This is a genomic window from Ensifer sp. MJa1 (genome assembly GCF_037026475.1).
Lineage (GTDB): Bacteria > Pseudomonadota > Alphaproteobacteria > Rhizobiales > Rhizobiaceae > Ensifer.
The window spans coordinates 1-19,199 of the sequence record NZ_JAKUMO010000010.1; the positions used below are offsets into that span (position 1 = coordinate 1).

The 19,199-nt window shown below is 62.5% G+C and carries 14 protein-coding genes; 6 read left to right on the forward strand and 8 right to left on the reverse strand.

Going from position 1 to position 19,199, the window contains the following annotated elements; translation table 11 throughout:
• Positions 1-401 precede the first annotated feature (401 nt).
• Positions 402-2,372, forward strand: coding sequence for a M23 family metallopeptidase (locus MKZ91_RS15070; RefSeq protein ID WP_336171780.1), 1,971 nt, complete (start codon positions 402-404; stop codon positions 2,370-2,372).
• A 122-nt stretch (positions 2,373-2,494) separates the two neighbouring features.
• On the opposite strand, the gene clpB is transcribed toward MKZ91_RS15070, so the two are convergent.
• Positions 2,495-5,101 (reverse strand): ATP-dependent chaperone ClpB, encoded by a 2,607-nt coding sequence (gene clpB / locus MKZ91_RS15075; RefSeq protein ID WP_336171781.1) that lies wholly within the window; start codon positions 5,099-5,101, stop codon positions 2,495-2,497.
• Positions 5,102-5,404: 303 nt separating this feature from the next.
• Complete coding sequence (locus tag MKZ91_RS15080; RefSeq protein WP_336171782.1) at positions 5,405-6,052, reverse strand: hypothetical protein; 648 nt, start codon at positions 6,050-6,052, stop codon at positions 5,405-5,407.
• Between MKZ91_RS15080 and MKZ91_RS15085 the strand changes: the two genes are divergently transcribed.
• A complete protein-coding gene (locus MKZ91_RS15085) occupies positions 6,042-6,764 on the forward strand; it encodes a TetR/AcrR family transcriptional regulator (protein ID WP_336171784.1) in 723 nt (240 codons plus the stop codon). The two genes, MKZ91_RS15080 and MKZ91_RS15085, sit on opposite strands and share 11 nt — an antisense overlap.
• A 104-nt stretch (positions 6,765-6,868) precedes the next feature.
• On the opposite strand, the gene MKZ91_RS15090 is transcribed toward MKZ91_RS15085, so the two are convergent.
• The 5 genes from MKZ91_RS15090 to MKZ91_RS15110 all read right to left on the reverse strand — a co-directional run bounded on the left by MKZ91_RS15090 (position 6,869) and on the right by MKZ91_RS15110 (position 13,513).
• Entirely contained in the window at positions 6,869-7,525 is a 657-nt protein-coding gene (locus MKZ91_RS15090; protein ID WP_336172015.1) for a DUF4167 domain-containing protein, read from the reverse strand.
• Between the two features lie 332 nt (positions 7,526-7,857).
• Entirely contained in the window at positions 7,858-8,727 is an 870-nt protein-coding gene (gene prmC, locus MKZ91_RS15095) for a peptide chain release factor N(5)-glutamine methyltransferase (RefSeq protein ID WP_336171785.1), read from the reverse strand.
• A 3-nt stretch (positions 8,728-8,730) separates the two neighbouring features.
• Entirely contained in the window at positions 8,731-9,813 is a 1,083-nt protein-coding gene (gene prfA / locus MKZ91_RS15100; protein ID WP_336171786.1) for a peptide chain release factor 1, read from the reverse strand.
• Positions 9,814-9,884: 71 nt separating this feature from the next.
• Positions 9,885-12,152 (reverse strand): phosphoenolpyruvate--protein phosphotransferase, encoded by a 2,268-nt coding sequence (gene ptsP / locus MKZ91_RS15105; RefSeq protein ID WP_336171787.1) that lies wholly within the window; start codon positions 12,150-12,152, stop codon positions 9,885-9,887.
• An 86-nt stretch (positions 12,153-12,238) separates the two neighbouring features.
• Positions 12,239-13,513 (reverse strand): aspartate kinase, encoded by a 1,275-nt coding sequence (locus MKZ91_RS15110; RefSeq protein WP_327495076.1) that lies wholly within the window; start codon positions 13,511-13,513, stop codon positions 12,239-12,241.
• A 290-nt stretch (positions 13,514-13,803) separates the two neighbouring features.
• Between MKZ91_RS15110 and MKZ91_RS15115 the strand changes: the two genes are divergently transcribed.
• The 4 genes from MKZ91_RS15115 to ubiG all read left to right on the forward strand — a co-directional run bounded on the left by MKZ91_RS15115 (position 13,804) and on the right by ubiG (position 18,595).
• A complete protein-coding gene (locus MKZ91_RS15115; protein WP_336171789.1) occupies positions 13,804-14,640 on the forward strand; it encodes a hypothetical protein in 837 nt (278 codons plus the stop codon).
• A 67-nt stretch (positions 14,641-14,707) separates the two neighbouring features.
• On the forward strand, positions 14,708-15,784 hold the full coding sequence (locus MKZ91_RS15120; RefSeq protein WP_336171790.1) for a linear amide C-N hydrolase: 1,077 nt from the start codon (positions 14,708-14,710) through the stop codon (positions 15,782-15,784).
• A gap of 374 nt (positions 15,785-16,158) precedes the next feature.
• Entirely contained in the window at positions 16,159-17,691 is a 1,533-nt protein-coding gene (locus tag MKZ91_RS15125) for an ABC-F family ATP-binding cassette domain-containing protein (RefSeq protein ID WP_336171791.1), read from the forward strand.
• A 157-nt stretch (positions 17,692-17,848) separates the two neighbouring features.
• Complete coding sequence (ubiG, locus tag MKZ91_RS15130; protein WP_336171793.1) at positions 17,849-18,595, forward strand: bifunctional 2-polyprenyl-6-hydroxyphenol methylase/3-demethylubiquinol 3-O-methyltransferase UbiG; 747 nt, start codon at positions 17,849-17,851, stop codon at positions 18,593-18,595.
• A gap of 31 nt (positions 18,596-18,626) precedes the next feature.
• On the opposite strand, the gene MKZ91_RS15135 is transcribed toward ubiG, so the two are convergent.
• On the reverse strand, positions 18,627-19,193 hold the full coding sequence (locus tag MKZ91_RS15135) for a GNAT family N-acetyltransferase (RefSeq protein ID WP_336171794.1): 567 nt from the start codon (positions 19,191-19,193) through the stop codon (positions 18,627-18,629).
• Positions 19,194-19,199: the final 6 nt, after the last annotated feature.

Consider the following 19,199-nt stretch of genomic DNA (forward strand, 5'->3'; position numbering starts at 1 on the left):
GGTCGTCGTCGCCAGCAGCGCCGCCGCCCTCGTCAGTGATCGGGCTTATAGACCCCTCACCTCCGACACGTCAACAGGCAATCTCATAAAAAATGACAGTTTTCTGACAAAAGCCGGAAATGCAGGACTTTGCGCCCCCAAAAAAGTTTTCCAGCCCCCAGAAGGCCCTCGAAGATCGTTGGAAACACATTTTGGCCCTCACTTTTTCACAATCGACCGATCTAAGCGAAAACAACGATGCTTCGGGCGTGGCCTCACGCGGGCAAGCGTGGATAGGTGGGATATCCGCCCGCGCCCTCCCCTCGTGATTTGACTCTGTTGCGCGAAAGATGCACATCTTCGCGCAACGTATCGCAGGCAAGAAATACGGCTAAGAGATATTCGGGGACCCTCAGCTCGGCATGAACACCGACAAGAACATGGTCAGGTCGCTCGGCGACCAGCCGCCGATCCTTGCGCATGGTCGCCGCGCGCCGGACAGGCGCGAGATTTCGCTGCGCTGGCTTTCAGGCACCTTTCTGACCGGCATTACCTCTAGCCTGCTTATGGGCGTTGCTCTTTTTGCCGCCCTCGACGGACGCCAGCAGCTCGCCATTCCGGCCGAAGCCTATGCAGCACTCGATGCGGCGCCGAACGGTGACGAACAGGCGCGCGCCGTGCGCGGCGGCAGGATCCTCTCACCGAAGCTCGTCGCCAAGCCGGCCGACAAGACCGTCATGGAAGTTTCCACCATGACCCATGACGGCGAGAAGGAAGTGGTGCGCAAGCAACCCTTCGTCCATGTGAAGATGGCGCTTGCTGCCAATCATCAGCCTTCCGAGAGTTATCCGGACTTCGATCCGCTGGCGATTTTCTCCACCGACGAAGCGGATGAGGAATCGCCGATTGCGCGCACCGGCACGCTCTATGGCTCGAATGTCGACTCCGAAGTGGCGCTGAAGACCGTGGACTTCCCCCTGGAGGGCCGCGGCGTCATCTTCGACAGTTCAATGTCGCTGGAAGAGGTCGAGGAAAACGTCCGCACCAACGGTTCGGTTCTGACCGAAGGCAGCACCCAGGTCGCCTCGCTCTATTATGTCGACCCGCAGCGCTTCGCTTCGGAGAGCGACGGCCTCGATCTGCTTCAGGGTCTCACCGCCCGCATCGTCGAGCAGAACAAGAGCGACGCGGCCTATGAGACGATCGGCGAGGAAAGCACCGAATACGCCGACGATATCATCCCCGTGCGCCGGCAGACGGACATTGCGACCGTCATGGTCAATGCCGGCTACGCCAAGGCACAGGCCGAAGACGCCGCTGGCTATATTGGCCAAGCGCTCGGCGCAAGCGAACTGAGCGAAGGCGATGTCCTGCGCATCGGCATCATTCAGAACGGCGAAAGCCAGAAGGGTGAAGAGGCCCGCATCGTGCGCGCCACCATCTATTCGCGCAACCGCCATGTGCTGACGATGGCCGTCGACGACAAGGGTCGCTTCGTACCGGGCGCCGAACCGCCGAAGCTCGACGCGGTCGCCACCGCCTTCGACGACAACGGTGCGCCGGTCATGACCAGCAGTCACGATCTGCCGCGGGTCTATGACGGCATTTACCGCGCCGCCTTGTCCTATGGCATGAGCGCCGACATGGTCGGCCTCGTCGTCAAGCTGCTCGCCAGCAACGTCGATTTCCAGGCTCAGTTGAAGCCGGCGGATTCGCTCGAGGCCTTCTTCTCCGTCACCGATGAGCGCGGCATGGCGACGGAGGATTCCGAGCTTCTCTATGTTCGCGCCAAGTTCGGCGACGCAGTCACCGCTTTCTACCGGTTCCAGGATCCGGATGACAATTCGATCGACTACTTCGACACCGAAGGCAAAAGCATCCGCCAGTTCCTGTTGCGCAACCCCGTGCCGAACGGCCATTTCCGCTCCGGCTTCGGCATGCGCCGCCACCCCATCCTCGGCTTCTCGCGCATGCATACCGGCGTCGACTGGGCAGCGCCGCGCGGCACCCCGATCATTGCCGCCGGCAGCGGAACGGTGGAGAAGGCCGGCTGGGATTCGGGCGGTTACGGCAACCAGACGCTGATCCGTCATGCCAACGGCTACGTCTCCTCCTACAATCACCAGAGCGCGATCGCCAAGAACGTCAAGGTCGGTAAAAAGGTTGTCCAGGGCCAGGTGATCGGCTGGGTCGGAACGACCGGGCTTTCGACCGGGCCGCATCTGCACTACGAACTGATCGTCAACGGCAACAAGGTCGATCCGTTGCGCATCCGCCTGCCCGGCGGCAAGTCGCTGTCCGGTGATGCGCTGGCGAAGTTCGAGAAGGAGCGCGACCGCATCGACGAACTTCTCGACAAGGACGGTGCGGCGCCCGAGGTCGCAAGCAAATAGTCGGTCTCAAGCAAGTAGGCGGTTGCCGGCAAGATTGCAGGCCCCCCTCCCCCGCTGCTCAGAAATCTGCACATGCGAAAAGGCCGCCCCGAAAGGCGGCCTTTGTCTTTGGCTTTACGCGATTACGCGGCTTCCTTGTCCGCCGCCGTGCCCCGCTTGAAGTTCAAGCGATCGGAGCCGGCGATCACCTTGACGGCCGAACCGTCCGGGAATTCGCCCTGAAGGATCTTCTCGGCGAGCGGATCCTGCAGGTACTTCTGGATCGTCCGCTTCAGCGGGCGGGCACCATAGGCCGGGTCGTAACCCTTGTCGGCCAGGAAGGCGCGGGCGTCATCCTCGAGCTCCAGCGTGATCTTGCGCTCGGCAAGCAGCTTGCGCAGCCTTTCGAGCTGGATATCGACGATGGCACCCATTTCCGAGCGGCGCAGCCGGTGGAACAGGATGATCTCGTCCACGCGGTTAAGGAACTCGGGCCGGAACGCAGCCTTCACCACATCCATCACCTGATCGCGGACCGCATCGCTATCCTCGTCCTCGCCGAGCCCGGTCAGATACTCCGCACCGAGGTTCGAGGTCATGATGATCATCGTGTTCTTGAAATCGACGGTGCGGCCCTGACCATCGGTCAGGCGGCCGTCGTCCAGCACCTGCAACAGCACGTTGAAGACATCCGGATGCGCTTTTTCGATCTCGTCGAACAGCACGACCTGGTAGGGCCGGCGCCGAACGGATTCGGTCAGCGCACCGCCTTCCTCGTAACCGACATAGCCGGGAGGCGCGCCGATCAGCCGGGCGACCGAGTGCTTCTCCATGTATTCCGACATGTCGATACGCACCAGCGCGGTTTCGTCGTCAAAGAGGAACCGAGCAAGCGCCTTGGTCAGCTCCGTCTTGCCGACGCCGGTCGGACCGAGGAAGATGAACGAGCCGATCGGCCGGTTCGGATCCTGGAGCCCGGCGCGTGCACGCCGGACGGCGCGGGAAACCGCCTGCACGGCATCGCCCTGGCCGACGACCCATTTTGCCAGCTCGTCTTCCATCCGCAGCAGCTTGTCACGTTCACCTTCCAGCATCTTGTCGACGGGAATGCCAGTCCAGCGCGACACCACATGCGCGATGTTGTCGGGGGTCACGACCTCCTGCACCATCGGGTTGGCGTTGGCGTTCTCCTGGCTTTCGGCATCGGCAAGCTCCTTTTCGAGCTTCGGAATGACACCATAGGTCAGTTCGCCGGCGCGCTGGAATTCGCCCTTGCGCTGAACGATCGCCAGTTCATTGCGGGCTTCGTCGAGCTGCTTCTTGAGGTCGGCTGCGCGTCCGAGCTTCTGCTTTTCCGCCTGCCAGCGCGCGGTCAGGGCCGATGCCTGCTCTTCGAGCGAAGCAAGGTCGAGCTCGAGCTTCTCCAGCCGGTCCTTCGACGATGCATCGGTTTCCTTCTTCAGGGCCTCGCGCTCGATCTTCAGCTGGATGATGCGCCGGTCGAGCTCGTCGAGTTCCTCGGGCTTGGAATCCACCTGCATGCGCAGGCGCGACGCCGCCTCGTCCATCAGGTCGATCGCCTTGTCCGGCAAGAACCGGTCGGTGATGTAGCGGTTGGAAAGGGTCGCGGCAGCAACCAGCGCCGAGTCCGAGATGCGGACCTTGTGGTGCTGCTCGTACTTTTCCTTCAGGCCGCGCAGGATCGAAATCGTGTCTTCGACGGTCGGCTCCTCGACCATGACTGGCTGGAACCGGCGGGCAAGGGCCGCATCCTTTTCGACGTGCTTGCGATACTCATCGAGCGTGGTCGCGCCAACGCAATGCAACTCGCCGCGGGCAAGCGCCGGCTTCAACAGGTTGGACGCGTCCATCGCGCCTTCCGCCTTGCCGGCACCGACCAGCGTGTGCATCTCGTCGATGAACAAGATGATCTCGCCGTTTTCAGCCTGCACCTCGTTAAGCACGGCCTTCAGTCGCTCTTCGAACTCGCCGCGGAACTTCGCGCCGGCAATCAGTGCGCCCATGTCGAGCGCCATCAGCCGCTTGTCCTTGAGGCTTTCCGGAACGTCGCCATTGACGATGCGCAGCGCCAAGCCTTCGGCGATCGCCGTCTTGCCGACGCCGGGCTCACCAATCAGCACGGGATTGTTCTTGGTCCGGCGTGACAGCACCTGGATGGTACGGCGGATCTCGTCGTCGCGGCCGATCACCGGGTCGAGCTTGCCCTCGCGTGCATCGGCCGTCAGGTCGCGGGCGTATTTCTTCAGGCTGTCGAAACCCTGCTCGGCATTGGCGCTGTCGGCGGTGCGGCCCTTGCGGATGTCGTTGATCACCTGGTTGAGCTTGGTCGGGGTCACGCCGGCCTTGGCAAGAACGCCGGATGTCGCAGCCGAGCTCTCGATTGCAAGCGCAAGCAGCAACCGTTCGACGGTGACGAAACTGTCCCCGGCCTTCTTGGCCGCTTCTTCAGCGCTCGAGAAAACACGAGCCAGTGGCTGCGACAGGTAAACGGAGCCGTTGCCGCCCGAAACCTTGGGCAGCTTGGCGAGTGCCGCATCGTTGCCGGCGCGTGCCTCGCGCGCATCACCACCAGCGCGCTCGATCAACGAGGCTGCCATGCCCTGGTCGTCGTCGAGCAGCACCTTCAGCACATGCTCGGGCGTAAACTGCTGGTGCCCCTGGGCGAGCGCATATGTCTGCGCAGACTGCAGAAAGCCGCGCACGCGCTCGGAATATTTTTCTATGTTCATACTCTACCTCCATAGTCCGGCAGGCCCATCTCGTGGCGCCTGTCGGCGGTTCAGGATCAGGCTCCCGCATTCGGCAAGCCTGTCATTCCGTATCAGCCCTCGCCTTGCGTGGGATCAACACGTTCGAAGCGAATATGGGGCACCGGTTTTGGAAATTAAAGCCCCACCAGCCGTCGCGTCAGCGAAATCTGCAACCTTCAAATGGGGCCGCGCATGGACAGGCATGCACGGCCGCGAAACGACGGCCAGGGACGATATACGGTTGCCCGGACAACGCCCAATTGCCGCGGTTTGCCGGCGAGGCTATGCCGCTTCGGCCGTCCGCGGACGCTCGGCGAACGCGGCGCCGAACTCCTTCATGCGCTCCACATAATAGGCCGGCTCGATCAGCACTTCCGGAAGGTAGAGGCCAGGAGCCGGCGCCTTCCCGCCTGCAAGGCCGAGCATGCGCTCAACCGCAAGCGCAATCCCAAGCGCCGTCAGCTGCGCCTGGCCCTCGGGATGCACGATCTCATGACGCTGGCTGAGTGGCTGGCCATCCTTTCCGCGTCCCGCGATGTCGATCAAGATTTCGGTCGAAAACGGTTCGCCGCGGCGCCGGCTAGCGGATTCGCTATAGGCGAGATCCAGCCGGATGTTGCCCGCATTCGTGCGAGCGGAAAGCGCCATGACGTCGAATGGCGAATAGGCAACGGCATCGAGCTCGACGCCATCGACGCTTCGATACCGCGCCTTGGAATCGTCGCCGAGACCAAGATCAGCCCGCCCCAGATCGACACTGACGCCGATCGCCCCGCCGACCTCACGCGCAACCGCCTCGGCCTTGCCGAGATCACGGCCGCCGATGGCGATCGGCAGTTCCGGGTGCAGGCGACGGATGATCCTTGCTGCCTGCGATCCAACCACACCGGATCCGCCGATGATCAAAACAGGCTGAAACTTGCTCGACATCTTCTTATCTCCTAGACGAAAGGTGTCCGGCGATTGCCGACTTACCATTAGTAAGTTACTTATGGTAGATAAGTTGCCGAACACCGCTTTCAAGAGGCGTCCCGCGCCGCGCGAAAAGGAATGTGAGATGGCCCAGGGAAAGAGCCGGAAGCTTGCAAAGCCGCAGCGACGTGCTCAGTTGATCGAGACCGCCAAGGAAATCCTGCGCGAATGCGGCGCCGACGCGCTGACGCTCGGCCACCTCGCCGAGCGTGCCGGCGTCAGCAAGCCGATCGCCTACGAGCATTTCGGGACACGCGAGGGTCTGCTGATTGCGTTATCCCAGGAGATCGAAGACCGTCATGCGGCGAAACTGACAGCAGCGCTCGCCGAAGCGCCGAAACAGCTCGATGCCGTCGCCAGCATCATCAGTTCCGTCTATATCGATTGCGCCGTCGAAAGCGGGCAGGAATGGCAGGCGATCTCCGGCGCGCTGCGCGGCAACGCGGAGATGATCACGACACAGCAGAAGCAGACCGACGACTACGTCGCCATGATTCACGCGGCGCTCGGGCCCTTTTCGAAAGTCGCCGACAACGACCTGCGCCTGCGCTGCACCGGCATCGCCGGCGCCGCCGAAGCAATCGGGCGCGAGCTCATCCGTGGCCGGACAAGCGAAGCAGCCGCCAGTACCAACCTTGCGGCGTTGATCGTCGACAGCGCCAAAAGCTGACATCCGCCACAGGGCCTGATCGTCACCCACGGCGCAAACAAAAACCCGGCCGCAATGGACCGGGTCTTGATGCCCGTGCGTAACGGGCAGCGATACAAGGTCGCTTACTCGGAAGCAGCGAGCGCAGGCGCTTCCGGAGTGGCGTCGCCCGAGGGCTGAGCTTCGTCGGCTCCGGCTTCCTGAGCGCTGCGGCGCGGACGGCGCGGGCGCGGCGCATTGCGACGGCGCGAGGCACCACGCCCCGCAGGGGCTTCCTCTTCCATCGCCACTTCCGCCGGCGTGCCTTCGATTACCGGCTGCGGGCCTGTGCCGTCGATAACGACCGGCTGCGGCTCGGCAGCAGGCGCTGCTTGAGGCGCGGCAACCGGAGCCGGCATGTCGTCGACATAAACCTGATCCAGATCGTCCTGATCCTGCTCGGCGGCATCGTGGCCGCGGAAATCCTGACGATCGTCGCGCTGGAAACGATCCTGCATCTGCGCCTGGGCGGCTGCAATGATACGGTTGTAGTGTTCCGCATGCTGCAGGTAGTTTTCAGCCATGACCCGGTCGCCGGAGCTCTGGGCATCGCGTGCAAGTGCTGCATATTTCTCGGCGATGTGCTGGGCAGTACCGCGAATCTTCACGTCCGGGCCAGAGCTATCATAGGTCCGCGTCAGCGGATTCGAGCCCTTGCGATTGTGGTTGTTTCCGTTGTTGTTGTTATTGTTATTGTTGTTATTCCGCCCGCGGCCGCGCTTGTTTTGCTGTCCTGGCCTCATAGTACATTCACCCGAATTCTCTTGATAATGATGATCATGTGGTTTCGTCTTCCGGCCGGATCCGTTCACGTCCGACAGAACGCGCACCGGTGCGCTCGCACAATGGCGGCTTCGGCGCCGACTGACGTCAAATTAACAGGTACCCGCACAAGGCACGTGTTGAACCCTAGCAACTCTTTCTTGAGAGCAATCCCCGTGGCCAGGTCATACCGGAACGAATCTTAGGTCCATGACCTTCTGCCCAGTGCGCGGTGAAACTAGCCCGCTTCCTCTGGGATTCCAAGCCCTTTCTTTGCCTGAGCAAGAAAGAAGATGCGCCAGTGCTGCTTTTTTCAACGGTTTGTGTCGCGTTGGAAGATCAGGACGCGGTCGTTGCCACCTAGATCCATCGCTTCTTCACGCAGACGGAAATTCTCGGCGCCAAACAACGCCGTCACCGCCTCTTTCTGGTCGAAACCGATTTCCAAGCCTATCACGCCGTTTGTCTCAAGATGATGACCAGCCTGAGAAGCGATGGCACGGTAGGCATCAAGCCCATCGTCTCCGCCATCAAGCGCGGCTGCCGGATCGTGAAGTCTCACCTCCGGCTCAAGCTCGGTAACGACACTGGACCGGATATACGGCGGATTTGAGACGATGACGTCGTAGCGACGATCCACCTTTTCGTACCAGTTGCTCAAGAGCGGCGTGAACCGATCCGCAAGACCAAGGGCGGCAGCGTTTGCTGTCGCCGTCGCCAGCGCGTCCTCAGATATATCGGTCGCCGTTCCACGCGCTTCAAGGACCTGCGACAGCAACGCCAGGCAAATCGCTCCGGTCCCGGTCCCGAGATCGATGATTTCACAGCTCCCCTTCCCGGCAATGACCTCGCGTAGATAGGGGATCATGCGGTCGACGAGCGTCTCGGTGTCCGGGCGCGGTTCCAGCGTTTCCTTCGACAATTTGAGAGGCAGACCGAAGAACTCGCGCTCTCCAAGAATACGGTAGACCGGCTCACGTGCCAGCCGCCGCGCAACCGCGGAGCGGATCCTCGCGGCATCTACTTCCGATACCTCATCCCTGCCGCGCGAAACGACTGCGCTCAACGAAAGCCCAAGCAGGCCGGAGATCAGATGGCGCGTGTCGAGCGCCGCATGCGCGATGCCACCCGCCTGCAGGCGGTCGCGGCTTTCGGCAACGAGGCTCGCAAGCGTCTCGGCCATCTCTTAGCCCCGCTGCTCGCCGAGTCGCGCCAACTGGCTTGCCTGGTAGTCGGCAAGCAGCGCATCGACCACTTCATCGATTTCACCCATCATCATCCGGTCGAGCTTGTAGAGCGTCAGATTGATGCGGTGATCGGTGAGCCGCCCCTGCGGGAAATTGTAGGTGCGGATGCGCTCGGAGCGGTCGCCTGAGCCGACCTGGCTCTTGCGGTCGGCCGAGCGTTCGCTGTCGGCGCGCTGGCGCTCCATGTCATAGAGACGCGAACGCAGCACCTGCATCGCTTTGGCCCGGTTCTGGTGCTGTGACTTTTCCGAACTGGTGACGACGAGCCCGGTCGGCAGATGGGTGATGCGCACGGCCGAGTCCGTCGTGTTGACGTGCTGGCCGCCGGCGCCCGACGAGCGCATCGTGTCGATGCGGATGTCTTCGAGCCGGATCTCGATGTCGATATCCTCAGCCTCCGGCAGCACGGCGACGGTTGCAGCCGACGTATGGATGCGACCGCTGGCCTCGGTCTCAGGCACGCGCTGCACCCGGTGAACGCCGGATTCGAACTTCAGGCGCGAGAACACGCCGCGACCGGAAACCGTCGCGATGATTTCCTTGAAACCGCCGGCTTCGCCGTCGCTTGCCGAAAGCACTTCCACGCGCCAGCCCTTTCCGGCCGCATAACGCTCGTACATGCGGAAGAGGTCACCGGCAAAGAGTGCTGCTTCCGATCCGCCAGTGCCGGCACGAATTTCGAGGATCGCGCTCTTCTCGTCGGCTGCGTCCTTCGGCAAAAGCAGGATCTGGATTTCCTGTTCGAGCCCTTCGATCGCAGCCTCGACCTCGGGTTTTTCCATCTCGGCGAGGTCCCGCATCTCCCGATCCGTCGACTTGTCGGCGAGCATGGCGGAGATGTCGGCAAGCTCCGCGGTTGCCTTCTCATAGGCGCGGATCTTGGTCACGACAGGCTGCAACTCGGAGTATTCAGACGCGAGCTTCACGTAGACGTCCGCAGCAGGTCCGGCGGACATACGAGCCTCGATCTCGCCGAACCGGCGTTCCAGTTCGCGCATCTTTTCAACGGGAAGCTTTGCCAAGTGTCACTCCAAATGCGCTTTGCCCCGGCCGGAGCGCGGTCCGGACGAGGCGCGTGGCGCGTCAAATCAATCTAAACCGGAATGCCGTTTTCCGCAGCGAAATCGACCAGCATCTGGCGAATGGGCGTCTGGTCGCGGGTATCGTCCAGTGCCGCATTGAGCACGGTGGCGAGCTTGCCCGCGTCGAGCCCGAGCAGCATCGCCTTGATCGGCCCGACGGCCGTCGGCGACATCGACACCGAACGGAAGCCCAAGCCCAGCAGTGCCATGGCCGAAAGCGGTTTGCTCGCCATCTCGCCGCAGAGCGTCACCGGCGTATCGTGCTTGTCGCCCGCCCGCACGATATCGCGCAGGATCCTGAGGAACGGCCGCCCGAGCACGTCGAAGCGGTCGGAGACGCGGGCATTGCCGCGGTCGACGGCCATGGCGAACTGGAAGAGATCGTTCGAGCCGACCGAGACAAAATCGACTTCCGTCATCAGTTCGTCGAGCTGCCAGAGCAGCGCCGGCACTTCCAGCATCGCACCAAACTGAAGCTTGCGCGGCAGTTGTTCGCCAAGCTTCGACTGCCGCTCGATTTCCTTCTGCAGCAGGTCGCGAGCGACCTTGAGCTCACCAACTTCGGTGACCATCGGCAGCATCAGCTTCAGCTCGGCACCGGCCGCAGCACGCAGCATCGCGCGCAACTGGGTGCGCAGGAGCCCCGGCCGGTCAAGCGACAGCCGGATCGCGCGCCAGCCGAGCGCCGGATTTTCTTCTTCCGCCGCCCGGAAGTAAGGGACGACCTTGTCGCCGCCGATGTCGAGCGTGCGGAAGGTCACCGGCTTGCCGCCTGTCTGCTTCAGCACATTGCGATAGAAAGCTTCCTGCTCTTCCGCCTTCGGCATGGTCGAAGCGATCATGAACTGGAGCTCAGTGCGGAAGAGGCCGATGCCTTCAGCTCCCGCCTCGTTCAGATGCGGCAGGTCGACCAGCAGGCCGGCATTCATCTGCAGCGTGATGCGCTTGCCGTCCTTGGTCAGCGGTTCGACGTCCTTGAGCGCTCGGAACTGTGCCTGACGCCGCGCCCGGAAGCGCACCTTCTCTTCATAGGCGCGCTGCAGGTCGCCGAGCGGGCGCAGATGCACCTTGGCGTCGTCACCGTCGATGATGATCGCATCGCGGTTTTCAGCAAGTGCGACCGCACCGGTCGCCTGGCCGATGACGGGGATACCCATGGCGCGAGCGACGATAACCACGTGGCTGGTGACGGCGCCCTCTTCGAGCACCAGGCCGCGCACATTCTCGCGCGGATAGTCGAGCAGTTCGGCAGCCCCCATGGCGCGCGCGACGATCACCGCATCAGTCGGGAAGTCGCTCGCCGAAAGCTTGGCACCATAGCCCGAGAGCTGGCGCAAAAGGCGGTTCGCCAGGTCGTCGAAATCATGCATGCGCTCGCGCAGGTAAGGATCCGTCAAACGGATCATCCGCGCCTTGGTTTCGCTCTGCACCCGCTCGACCGCCGCTTCCGCCGTCAGGCCGTTGCGGATCGCTTCTTCGAGCTTGCGCACCCAGCCGCGGTCATGGGCAAACATCCGGTAGGTTTCGAGCACCGCACGGTGCTCACCTTCCATCGACACTTCGCGGCGCGACAGCATGTCGTCGATCGAGATACGCAGCGACCCCAGCGCCTCGGCAAGCCGCTGCAACTCCTGGTCAGTATCTTCATTCAGAAGGTTGGTGACGACGATTCTCGGCTCGTGCAGCACGACATAGCCAAGGCCGATACCTTCGCCGTAGCTGTTGCCTTCGATCGAGACCGGGCGCGACAGGTCGAGTTCGAGACCGGGCTTGGTGATCTTCTTCAACTCGCCGGTCGCCACCATCTCGGCGAGAACCATGGCGGTCGTCTCGAGCGCCTCGACCTCGTCCTCGCGATAGTTGCGCATCGCCTTGTTCTGGACGACGAGAACGCCGAGCGCGCGGCCGGTGCGCAAGATCGGCACGCCGAGGAAGGAATGATAGATCTCTTCGCCTGTTTCCGGCAGGTAGGTAAAGGCCGGGTGCGACTGGGCGTCGGAGAGATTGAGCGGCCGCGCCGAGGCGGCAATCGTGCCGACGAGGCCCTGCCCCATCTTCAATTGCGCCAGGTGGACGGCGGCCTTGTTCAGGCCTTCGGTTGCGTAGAGTTCGAGAACACCGTCGGAACGCAACACGTAGACAGAACACACTTCCGCGACCATGTTCTGCGCGATCTGGCGCACGATACGGTCAAGGCGCTCCTGCGGCTCCAGCGGTTCCGCCATCAACTCGCGCAACCGCTTGAGGAGAACGCGCGGACCTGCGGAAAGGTCTCTCATCGCGTGGGGTCTCCCGAAATAGAATAGACGGGGCAATGGGAGCCGCGGCCAACCCAGCCGCGAATCCCAAATCGGTCACCAGTCGATTAACTCTTATCGAGACCGTAAGCGGAATGCAAAGTGCGAACCGCCAATTCGGCATAGGGACCGTCGATCAGGATCGAAATCTTGATTTCGGAGGTGGTGATCGCCTTGATGTTGATGCCCTTGTCGGCAAGCGCCCGGAAGGCGGAGGCGGCAACACCGGCGTGGCTGCGCATGCCGATGCCGATGACCGATACCTTGACGAGGCCGGCTTCGGACTGAACGACGTCGTAGCCGATCTTGTCCTTGTTGTCGCCGAGCACCTTCAATGCCTTGTCGACGTCGCCCGAGGGAACCGTGAAGGTCATGTCGGTTTTCGAACCATCTTCCGAGATGTTCTGGACGATCATGTCGACATTGATATGGGCTTCAGCCAGGGGGCCGAAGATCGCGGCGGAGACGCCCGGCCGATCGGCGAGACGGCGCAGCGAAATCTGGGCTTCATCCTTGGCATAGGCAATGCCGGTTACGACTTCCTGTTCCACGATCTCATCCTCATCACAAATCAGCGTACCGGGCGGATTGAGAAGGTCACCCATGCCCGGCGCATCGGGATCTTCGAAAGACGAACGCACGAAGGTGCGGACCTTGTGCACCATGGCGAGCTCCACCGAGCGCACCTGCAGCACCTTGGCGCCGAGCGATGCCATTTCCAGCATTTCCTCGAACGCGATCTTCTTCAGCCGCCGCGCCTTCGGTTCGATGCGCGGGTCGGTGGTGTAGACGCCATCGACGTCGGTATAGATGTCGCAACGGTCGGCCTTGACCCCTGCGGCGATCGCCACCGCCGAAGTGTCGGATCCGCCGCGGCCGAGCGTGGCGACGCGGTTGTCGGGACCAAGTCCCTGGAAGCCGGCGATAACGGCGACCTGGCCCTCGCCCATGCGGCGGATGAGTTCGGCACCGTCGATGTCGAGAATGCGGGCGGCGCCATGGGCGTTGTCGGTGCGGATCGGGATCTGCCAGCCCTGCCAGGATCGGGCATTGATGCCCATCGACTGCAGCGCGATCGCGAGAAGACCGGAGGTGACCTGTTCGCCGGAAGCGACGATCGCGTCGTATTCGCGCGCATCGTAGAAGGGCGAGTTGGCGCCGGTTGCCTTCGGCATGTTCTGCACCCAGCCGACGAGCTCATTGGTCTTGCCCGACATGGCGGAAACGACGACGGCAACCTCGTGGCCGGCATCGACCTCGCGTTTCACATGGCGGGCGACATTGTGGATGCGTTCCAAATCAGCGACGGATGTCCCGCCGAATTTCATCACGATGCGTGCCATGTGCCTCTACCGGTACCCAATATGCGCGCTTGCGGCGCGCGTGACAGGAATGCCCCCGTCGGCGCCCGACGGTCAAAAAGCTTGGGAGACTTCTCGGACATCGGCAGTCACCGCTTCGGGGAGCGGAAAGTCGCGGCGTCTCTTAGCGGATCAGGGGGCGGCACGCAATGGCAAGGTGGCAGGAATAAGGCACCAGGCTCGAGGACCGGAAACGTGCGTCGGCTCTGCACGTGCCACTTGAAATTGCGCCTGTGCCAGCTAGGCTGCCAATGGGTGATTTGGGGATCGACATGCAGACAGGACGCATAGCCGCAACCGTACGCGCTGCCGCCTATCTTGCAGGCACCCTCTCGACGTTGCTCCTGTGCGCAGCACCGGCTCGAACCGCAGACTTCGATCCCCAGCGCATGGCGCCGGAAAGTGACTGGACGGTGATCGTCAGCCCCTATGTCTGGGCCGCCAGCCTGAAGGGCGACGCTTCTCTCGCGGGCTTCGACACCGATGTCGACGTCCCCTTCAGAGATACGCTCGACCACCTCGACCTGGCGCTGATGGGCAATATCGAGCTGACCAACGGTCAATGGGGCGTTTATTTCGACGGCCAATATGTCCGCACCAGCCAGGACGAACAGCTGCTCGCCCATGAGATCGGCCTCGACATTACCATGACCAGCCTCGCCTTCGGGGCGTTCTATCAGGTCTACGAACAGGAGTTCGGCGGCAACACCGCCTTCGGCAAGCCCCGGACGCTTTCCATCGAACCGACGATCGGCCTGCGCTGGACGAAGCTCGAAGCGGACGTGTCCGTGGCCGGCTTCAACGCGAACAAGGGTGCCGACTGGACCGATCCCTTCGTCGGTTTACGCGTCAACGCCGATCTCAGCGAACGCTGGAACCTCGTCGCCGAGGCCGATGTCGGCGGTTTCGATGTCGGCTCCAAGCTCAGCGTCAATGCCCAGGCCTATCTCGGATACCGCACCGAGATGTTCGGCCAGCCGACCATCCTGCGTGCCGGCTACCGGCTGCTCTATCAGGATTACGAAAGCGACGACTTCACCGGAGTGAACAAGTTCCGCTGGGACGTGAACCAGCATGGCCCGGTCATCGGCTTTTCCATGCTGTTCTAGCGCTCCGTGCATCCTCGAATGCACGAAGGACGCACCACGACACATTCAACCCGCAAAGGAGAATGGCATGCTGTTCATCGGAAAGTCCGCTGCTCGTTCGGTGACTTCGGCGCTTGCCGCCCTTGTCGTGCTCGGCCAGACCACAGCAGACGCCTGCACCCGCTTCGTCTATCTCGGCCCCAACGACAACATCATCACCGCCCGCTCGATGGACTGGAAGAGCGACGTCGCAACGAACCTCTGGGTCCTGCCGCGCGGCATCGAGAGAACGGGCCAGGCCGGCCCCAACTCGTTCAGGTGGACGGCGAAATATGGCAGCGTCGTTGCGACCGGATATGATGTCTCGACCACCGATGGCGTCAACGAAGCCGGGCTCAATGCCAACCTTTTGTGGCTGGTCGAATCCGAATACCCGAAATTCGATGATAAATCGAAGCCGGGCCTGACGATCGCGGCCTGGGCGCAATATGTGCTCGACAGCTTCGCCACCGTCGAAGAGGCCGTCTCGGCACTCGAGAAAGAGCCTTTCACCATCGTCACCGACAATGTGCCGGGCGAGAACCGCCTGACGACGCTGCACCTGTCGATCTCTGACAGTACCGGAGATAGTGCCATCGTCGAATACATCGGCGGCAAGCAGGTGATCCACCACGATCGCAAGTACCAGGTGATGACCAATTCACCCGTCTTCGACCAGCAACTGGCACTCAACACCTATTGGAAGCAGATCGGCGGTACGGTGATGCTGCCCGGCACCAACCGGGCGTCGGACCGCTTCGCCCGCGCCTCGTTCTATGTCAACGCCATCCCGAAGGACGAAAACCCCGACCGGGCACTTGCCAGCGTCTTCAGCGTCATTCGCAACGTGTCGGTTCCCTATGGGCTCAATACGCCGGAGGAGCCGAACATTTCCTCCACCCGCTGGCGCACCGTCGTCGATCACAAGCGAAAACTCTATTTCTTCGAGTCCGCACTGACGCCGAACACCTTCTGGATCGATCTGAAGAAGATCGATTTTGCCAAGGAGACCGGCAAGGTGATGAAACTCGACCTCGGCGAAAACCAGGATCATACCTATTCGGGCGACGCGACAGGCGACTTCAAGCCGGCCGAGCCGTTCAAGTTCCTCGGCCTGCAGATGTGAGAGTCGCCTACGGCCATTGAAAGTTGCTGACGACAGTGATATTCACGCAGCCGCACTTCAATTCGAGAAAGGGGGGCTGCACGTGATGACATTTTTCCGGCACCACCGCCAGCGTGGCCCCGTCCAAGCCCTGCAGATGCGTTTGCAGGGCTGATCAGATACCCGTTCGCGACGTCGCGATCCTATCCCTGGTCTGCCCAGAGTGATGCAGTGCAGAGCCGCTTCGGTTCGATTGCCTGCATTGTCTTCAAATACCGAGCCGACGCGGCCCTTAGACAGCGCGCTTGCTGTTCCGGGTCCACCCATCCGAAACCCGGCCCTGAAGTTGCCGCCACGGATGTCCAGTCGTCGCTCGTGCAGTCCAGAGAACGACCATGGCCCTGATCAATATCCGCAACCTCGGCGTCAGCCTGAGCGCACCGCTTTTCTCCAGCCTCAACCTTTCCGTTGCTGCCGGTGACCGTATCGGCATCGTCGCCGCCAACGGGCGCGGCAAGTCGACCCTCTTGAAATCGATTGCCGGGACCTTCGATGCGACGACCGGAGACATCACCCGCTCACGCGGCCTGACCGTAGGCCATGTCGAGCAGAACGTCCCGTCGGCGCTCCTTCCGCTTACCTTCCACGACGCCGTCCTTTCCGCCCTTCCGACCGATCAGGCGGAGAATGAAAGCTGGCGCGTCGATATCGTGCTCGACTCGCTGGACGTGCCGGAGGTTTTGCGCCGCCGTGCTGTCGCCGAATTGAGTGGCGGCTGGCAGCGCCTAGTGCTTCTCGCCCGCGTCTGGGTCACCGATCCTGACGCGCTGCTGCTCGACGAGCCGACCAACCATCTCGACCTCGCAAAGATCGCCCGGCTCGAAGCCTGGCTGAATGCCTTGCCGCGCGACGTGCCGGTGCTGGTTGCCAGCCACGACCGCGCTTTCCTCGATGCGACCACCAACCGCACGCTGTTCCTGAGACCCGAGCAATCGCCGATCTTCGCCCTTGCCTATTCGCGGGCACGCGCTGCCCTCGACGAGGTCGACGCGTCGGAGGAACGGCGCTACCAGCGCGACATGAAGGTGGCGCAGCAACTGCGCCGGCAGGCCGCCAAACTCAACAACATCGGCATCAACTCCGGCAGTGACCTTTTGACGGTGAAGACGAAGCAGTTGAAGCAGCGGGCGGACCGGTTGGAGGATGCGACCAAACCCGCGCATCAGGAGCGCTCCGCTGGCGCGATCCGGCTCGCCAATCGCGGCACCCACGCCAAGATCCTGGTGACGCTCGATGACGTTCAGGTCGAGACCCCTGATGGTACGGCGCTGTTTCGCACCGGCAAGCGCTGGATCTGCCAAGGCGACCGCATCGTGCTTCTGGGCGAAAACGGAGCGGGCAAGACCCGGCTCGTCAGCCTGATCCGCACGGCGATCGAGGAACCCGGCCGCACGCCGGAAACGCTGAAGGCGACACCCTCGCTGGTGCTTGGCTACAGCGATCAGGCGCTCGCCGGGCTCGCGGACGAGGAGACGCCGCTTACAGCCCTCTCCCGTCGCTTTTCCCTCGGCGACCAGCGAGCCCGTACTCTGCTCGTCGGCGCCGGCGTCGGCATCGACATGCAGGAAAAGGCAATCGGCCGGCTCTCGGGCGGTCAGAAGGCGCGGCTTGCCATGTTGGTACTCCGGTTGAGGGAGCCCAACTTCTACCTGCTCGACGAGCCGACCAACCACTTGGACATCGAGGGGCAGGAGGCACTCGAGGCGGAACTGTTGAAACATGAGACGAGCTGCCTGCTGGTCTCCCATGATCGCAGCTTCGTGCGCAATGTCGGCAACCGCTTCTGGTTGATCGAGAAACGGCGTCTGATCGAGGTGGAGGATCCGGAAGACTTCTTCGCCTCTGCTGCGGCGAGCGACATCGGATAGGTCCGCATCGATCTCGGCGCCTGTCGGAAGATGGGCGCCGCTTTCGGCTGGTGCTGGCGCACCACGCGCAACCTGCGCCGATCCGGCCCATCGGTGCCTCTTGACTTCGCGGCCCGATCGTCCGACTTCACCAGGGAAGATGCAAGGAGACGGCGACATGAGCGAGACCGCACGCACGACCATCGATCAGAGCGAAGTGGACCGGTTTTCCGCCATGGCCGCCGAGTGGTGGGATCCGACCGGCAAGTTTCGCCCGCTGCACAAGTTCAATCCCGTCCGCCTTGCCTATATCCGCGACAAGGTCGCCGAGCATTTCGGCCGTGATCCCAAGGGCCCGCAACCGCTCAAAGGCCTCCGGCTGCTCGACATCGGTTGCGGTGGTGGCCTCCTGTCGGAGCCGATGGCACGCATGGGTGCCGACGTGCTCGGCGCTGACGCCTCTGAGAAGAACATCGGCATCGCCAAGACACATGCGGCCGGCAGCGGCGTCGTCGTCGACTATCGTGCGGTAACCGCCGAAGCGCTTGCCGAAGCCGGCGAGAGCTTCGACATCGTGCTCAACATGGAAGTCGTCGAGCACGTCGCCGATGTCGATTTTTTCATGACCACCTGCGCCCACATGGTGCGCCCCGGCGGCCTGATGTTCGTCGCCACGATCAACCGCACGATGAAGGCGGCAGCGCTCGCCATCTTCGCGGCCGAGAACGTCCTGCGCTGGCTGCCGCGCGGCACCCACCAGTACGATAAGCTGGTGCGTCCGGAAGAGCTGGAAAAGCCGCTTGCCGCCAGCGGCTTGGAGGTTACGGAACGCACGGGCGTGTTCTTCAATCCGCTTTCCAACCAGTGGAACCTGTCCAAGGACATGGACGTCAACTACATGCTCGTCGCCAAGCGACCGCTCTGACGCTCTCTGATCGGCTGGTCGCAGGCGCGACCTAGGCTGTCTGTCCCTTTGCCAGCCATTCGCGTCTCAAGAGGGCATAGACGAACTCGTCGCCCCACGTATCGTTGAAGCGGTCGTTCTCGATCAGATGCGCCTCGCGCCGCATGCCGAGGCGCTCGACGACACCAACCGAACCGCTGTTGAGCGCATCGAGCCGGGCAAAGATCCGGTGGAAGTTCAGTGTCGAAAAACCGAGATTGAGCACGGATCGCATCGCTTCGGTCGCATAGCCCTTGCCGGCAAAGGCGGGGTTGAAGATGTAGCCGGTTTCCGCCTGCCCAGCCGCCTTGCTTGCGAGCTTCAGCAGGACTTCGCCAAGCACGACGCCGTCGTCCTGGCGCTCAACGGCGAACACCGCGACATCACCATCGTCCTCCAGACGAGGCGCCGACGCCTTGGCGAACTTCGCCCGTGCCGCGGTCTCGTCCAAGGGGGCCTGATAGAGAAAGCGATAGACCTCCGGCAGTCGATGATAGGCAAGGAAGCTCGGGAAATCATTCGCTGCGAACGGCCTGATGATCAGGCGTTCGGTAGAGATGCGGATATCGGACAAAGTCATAGGCTG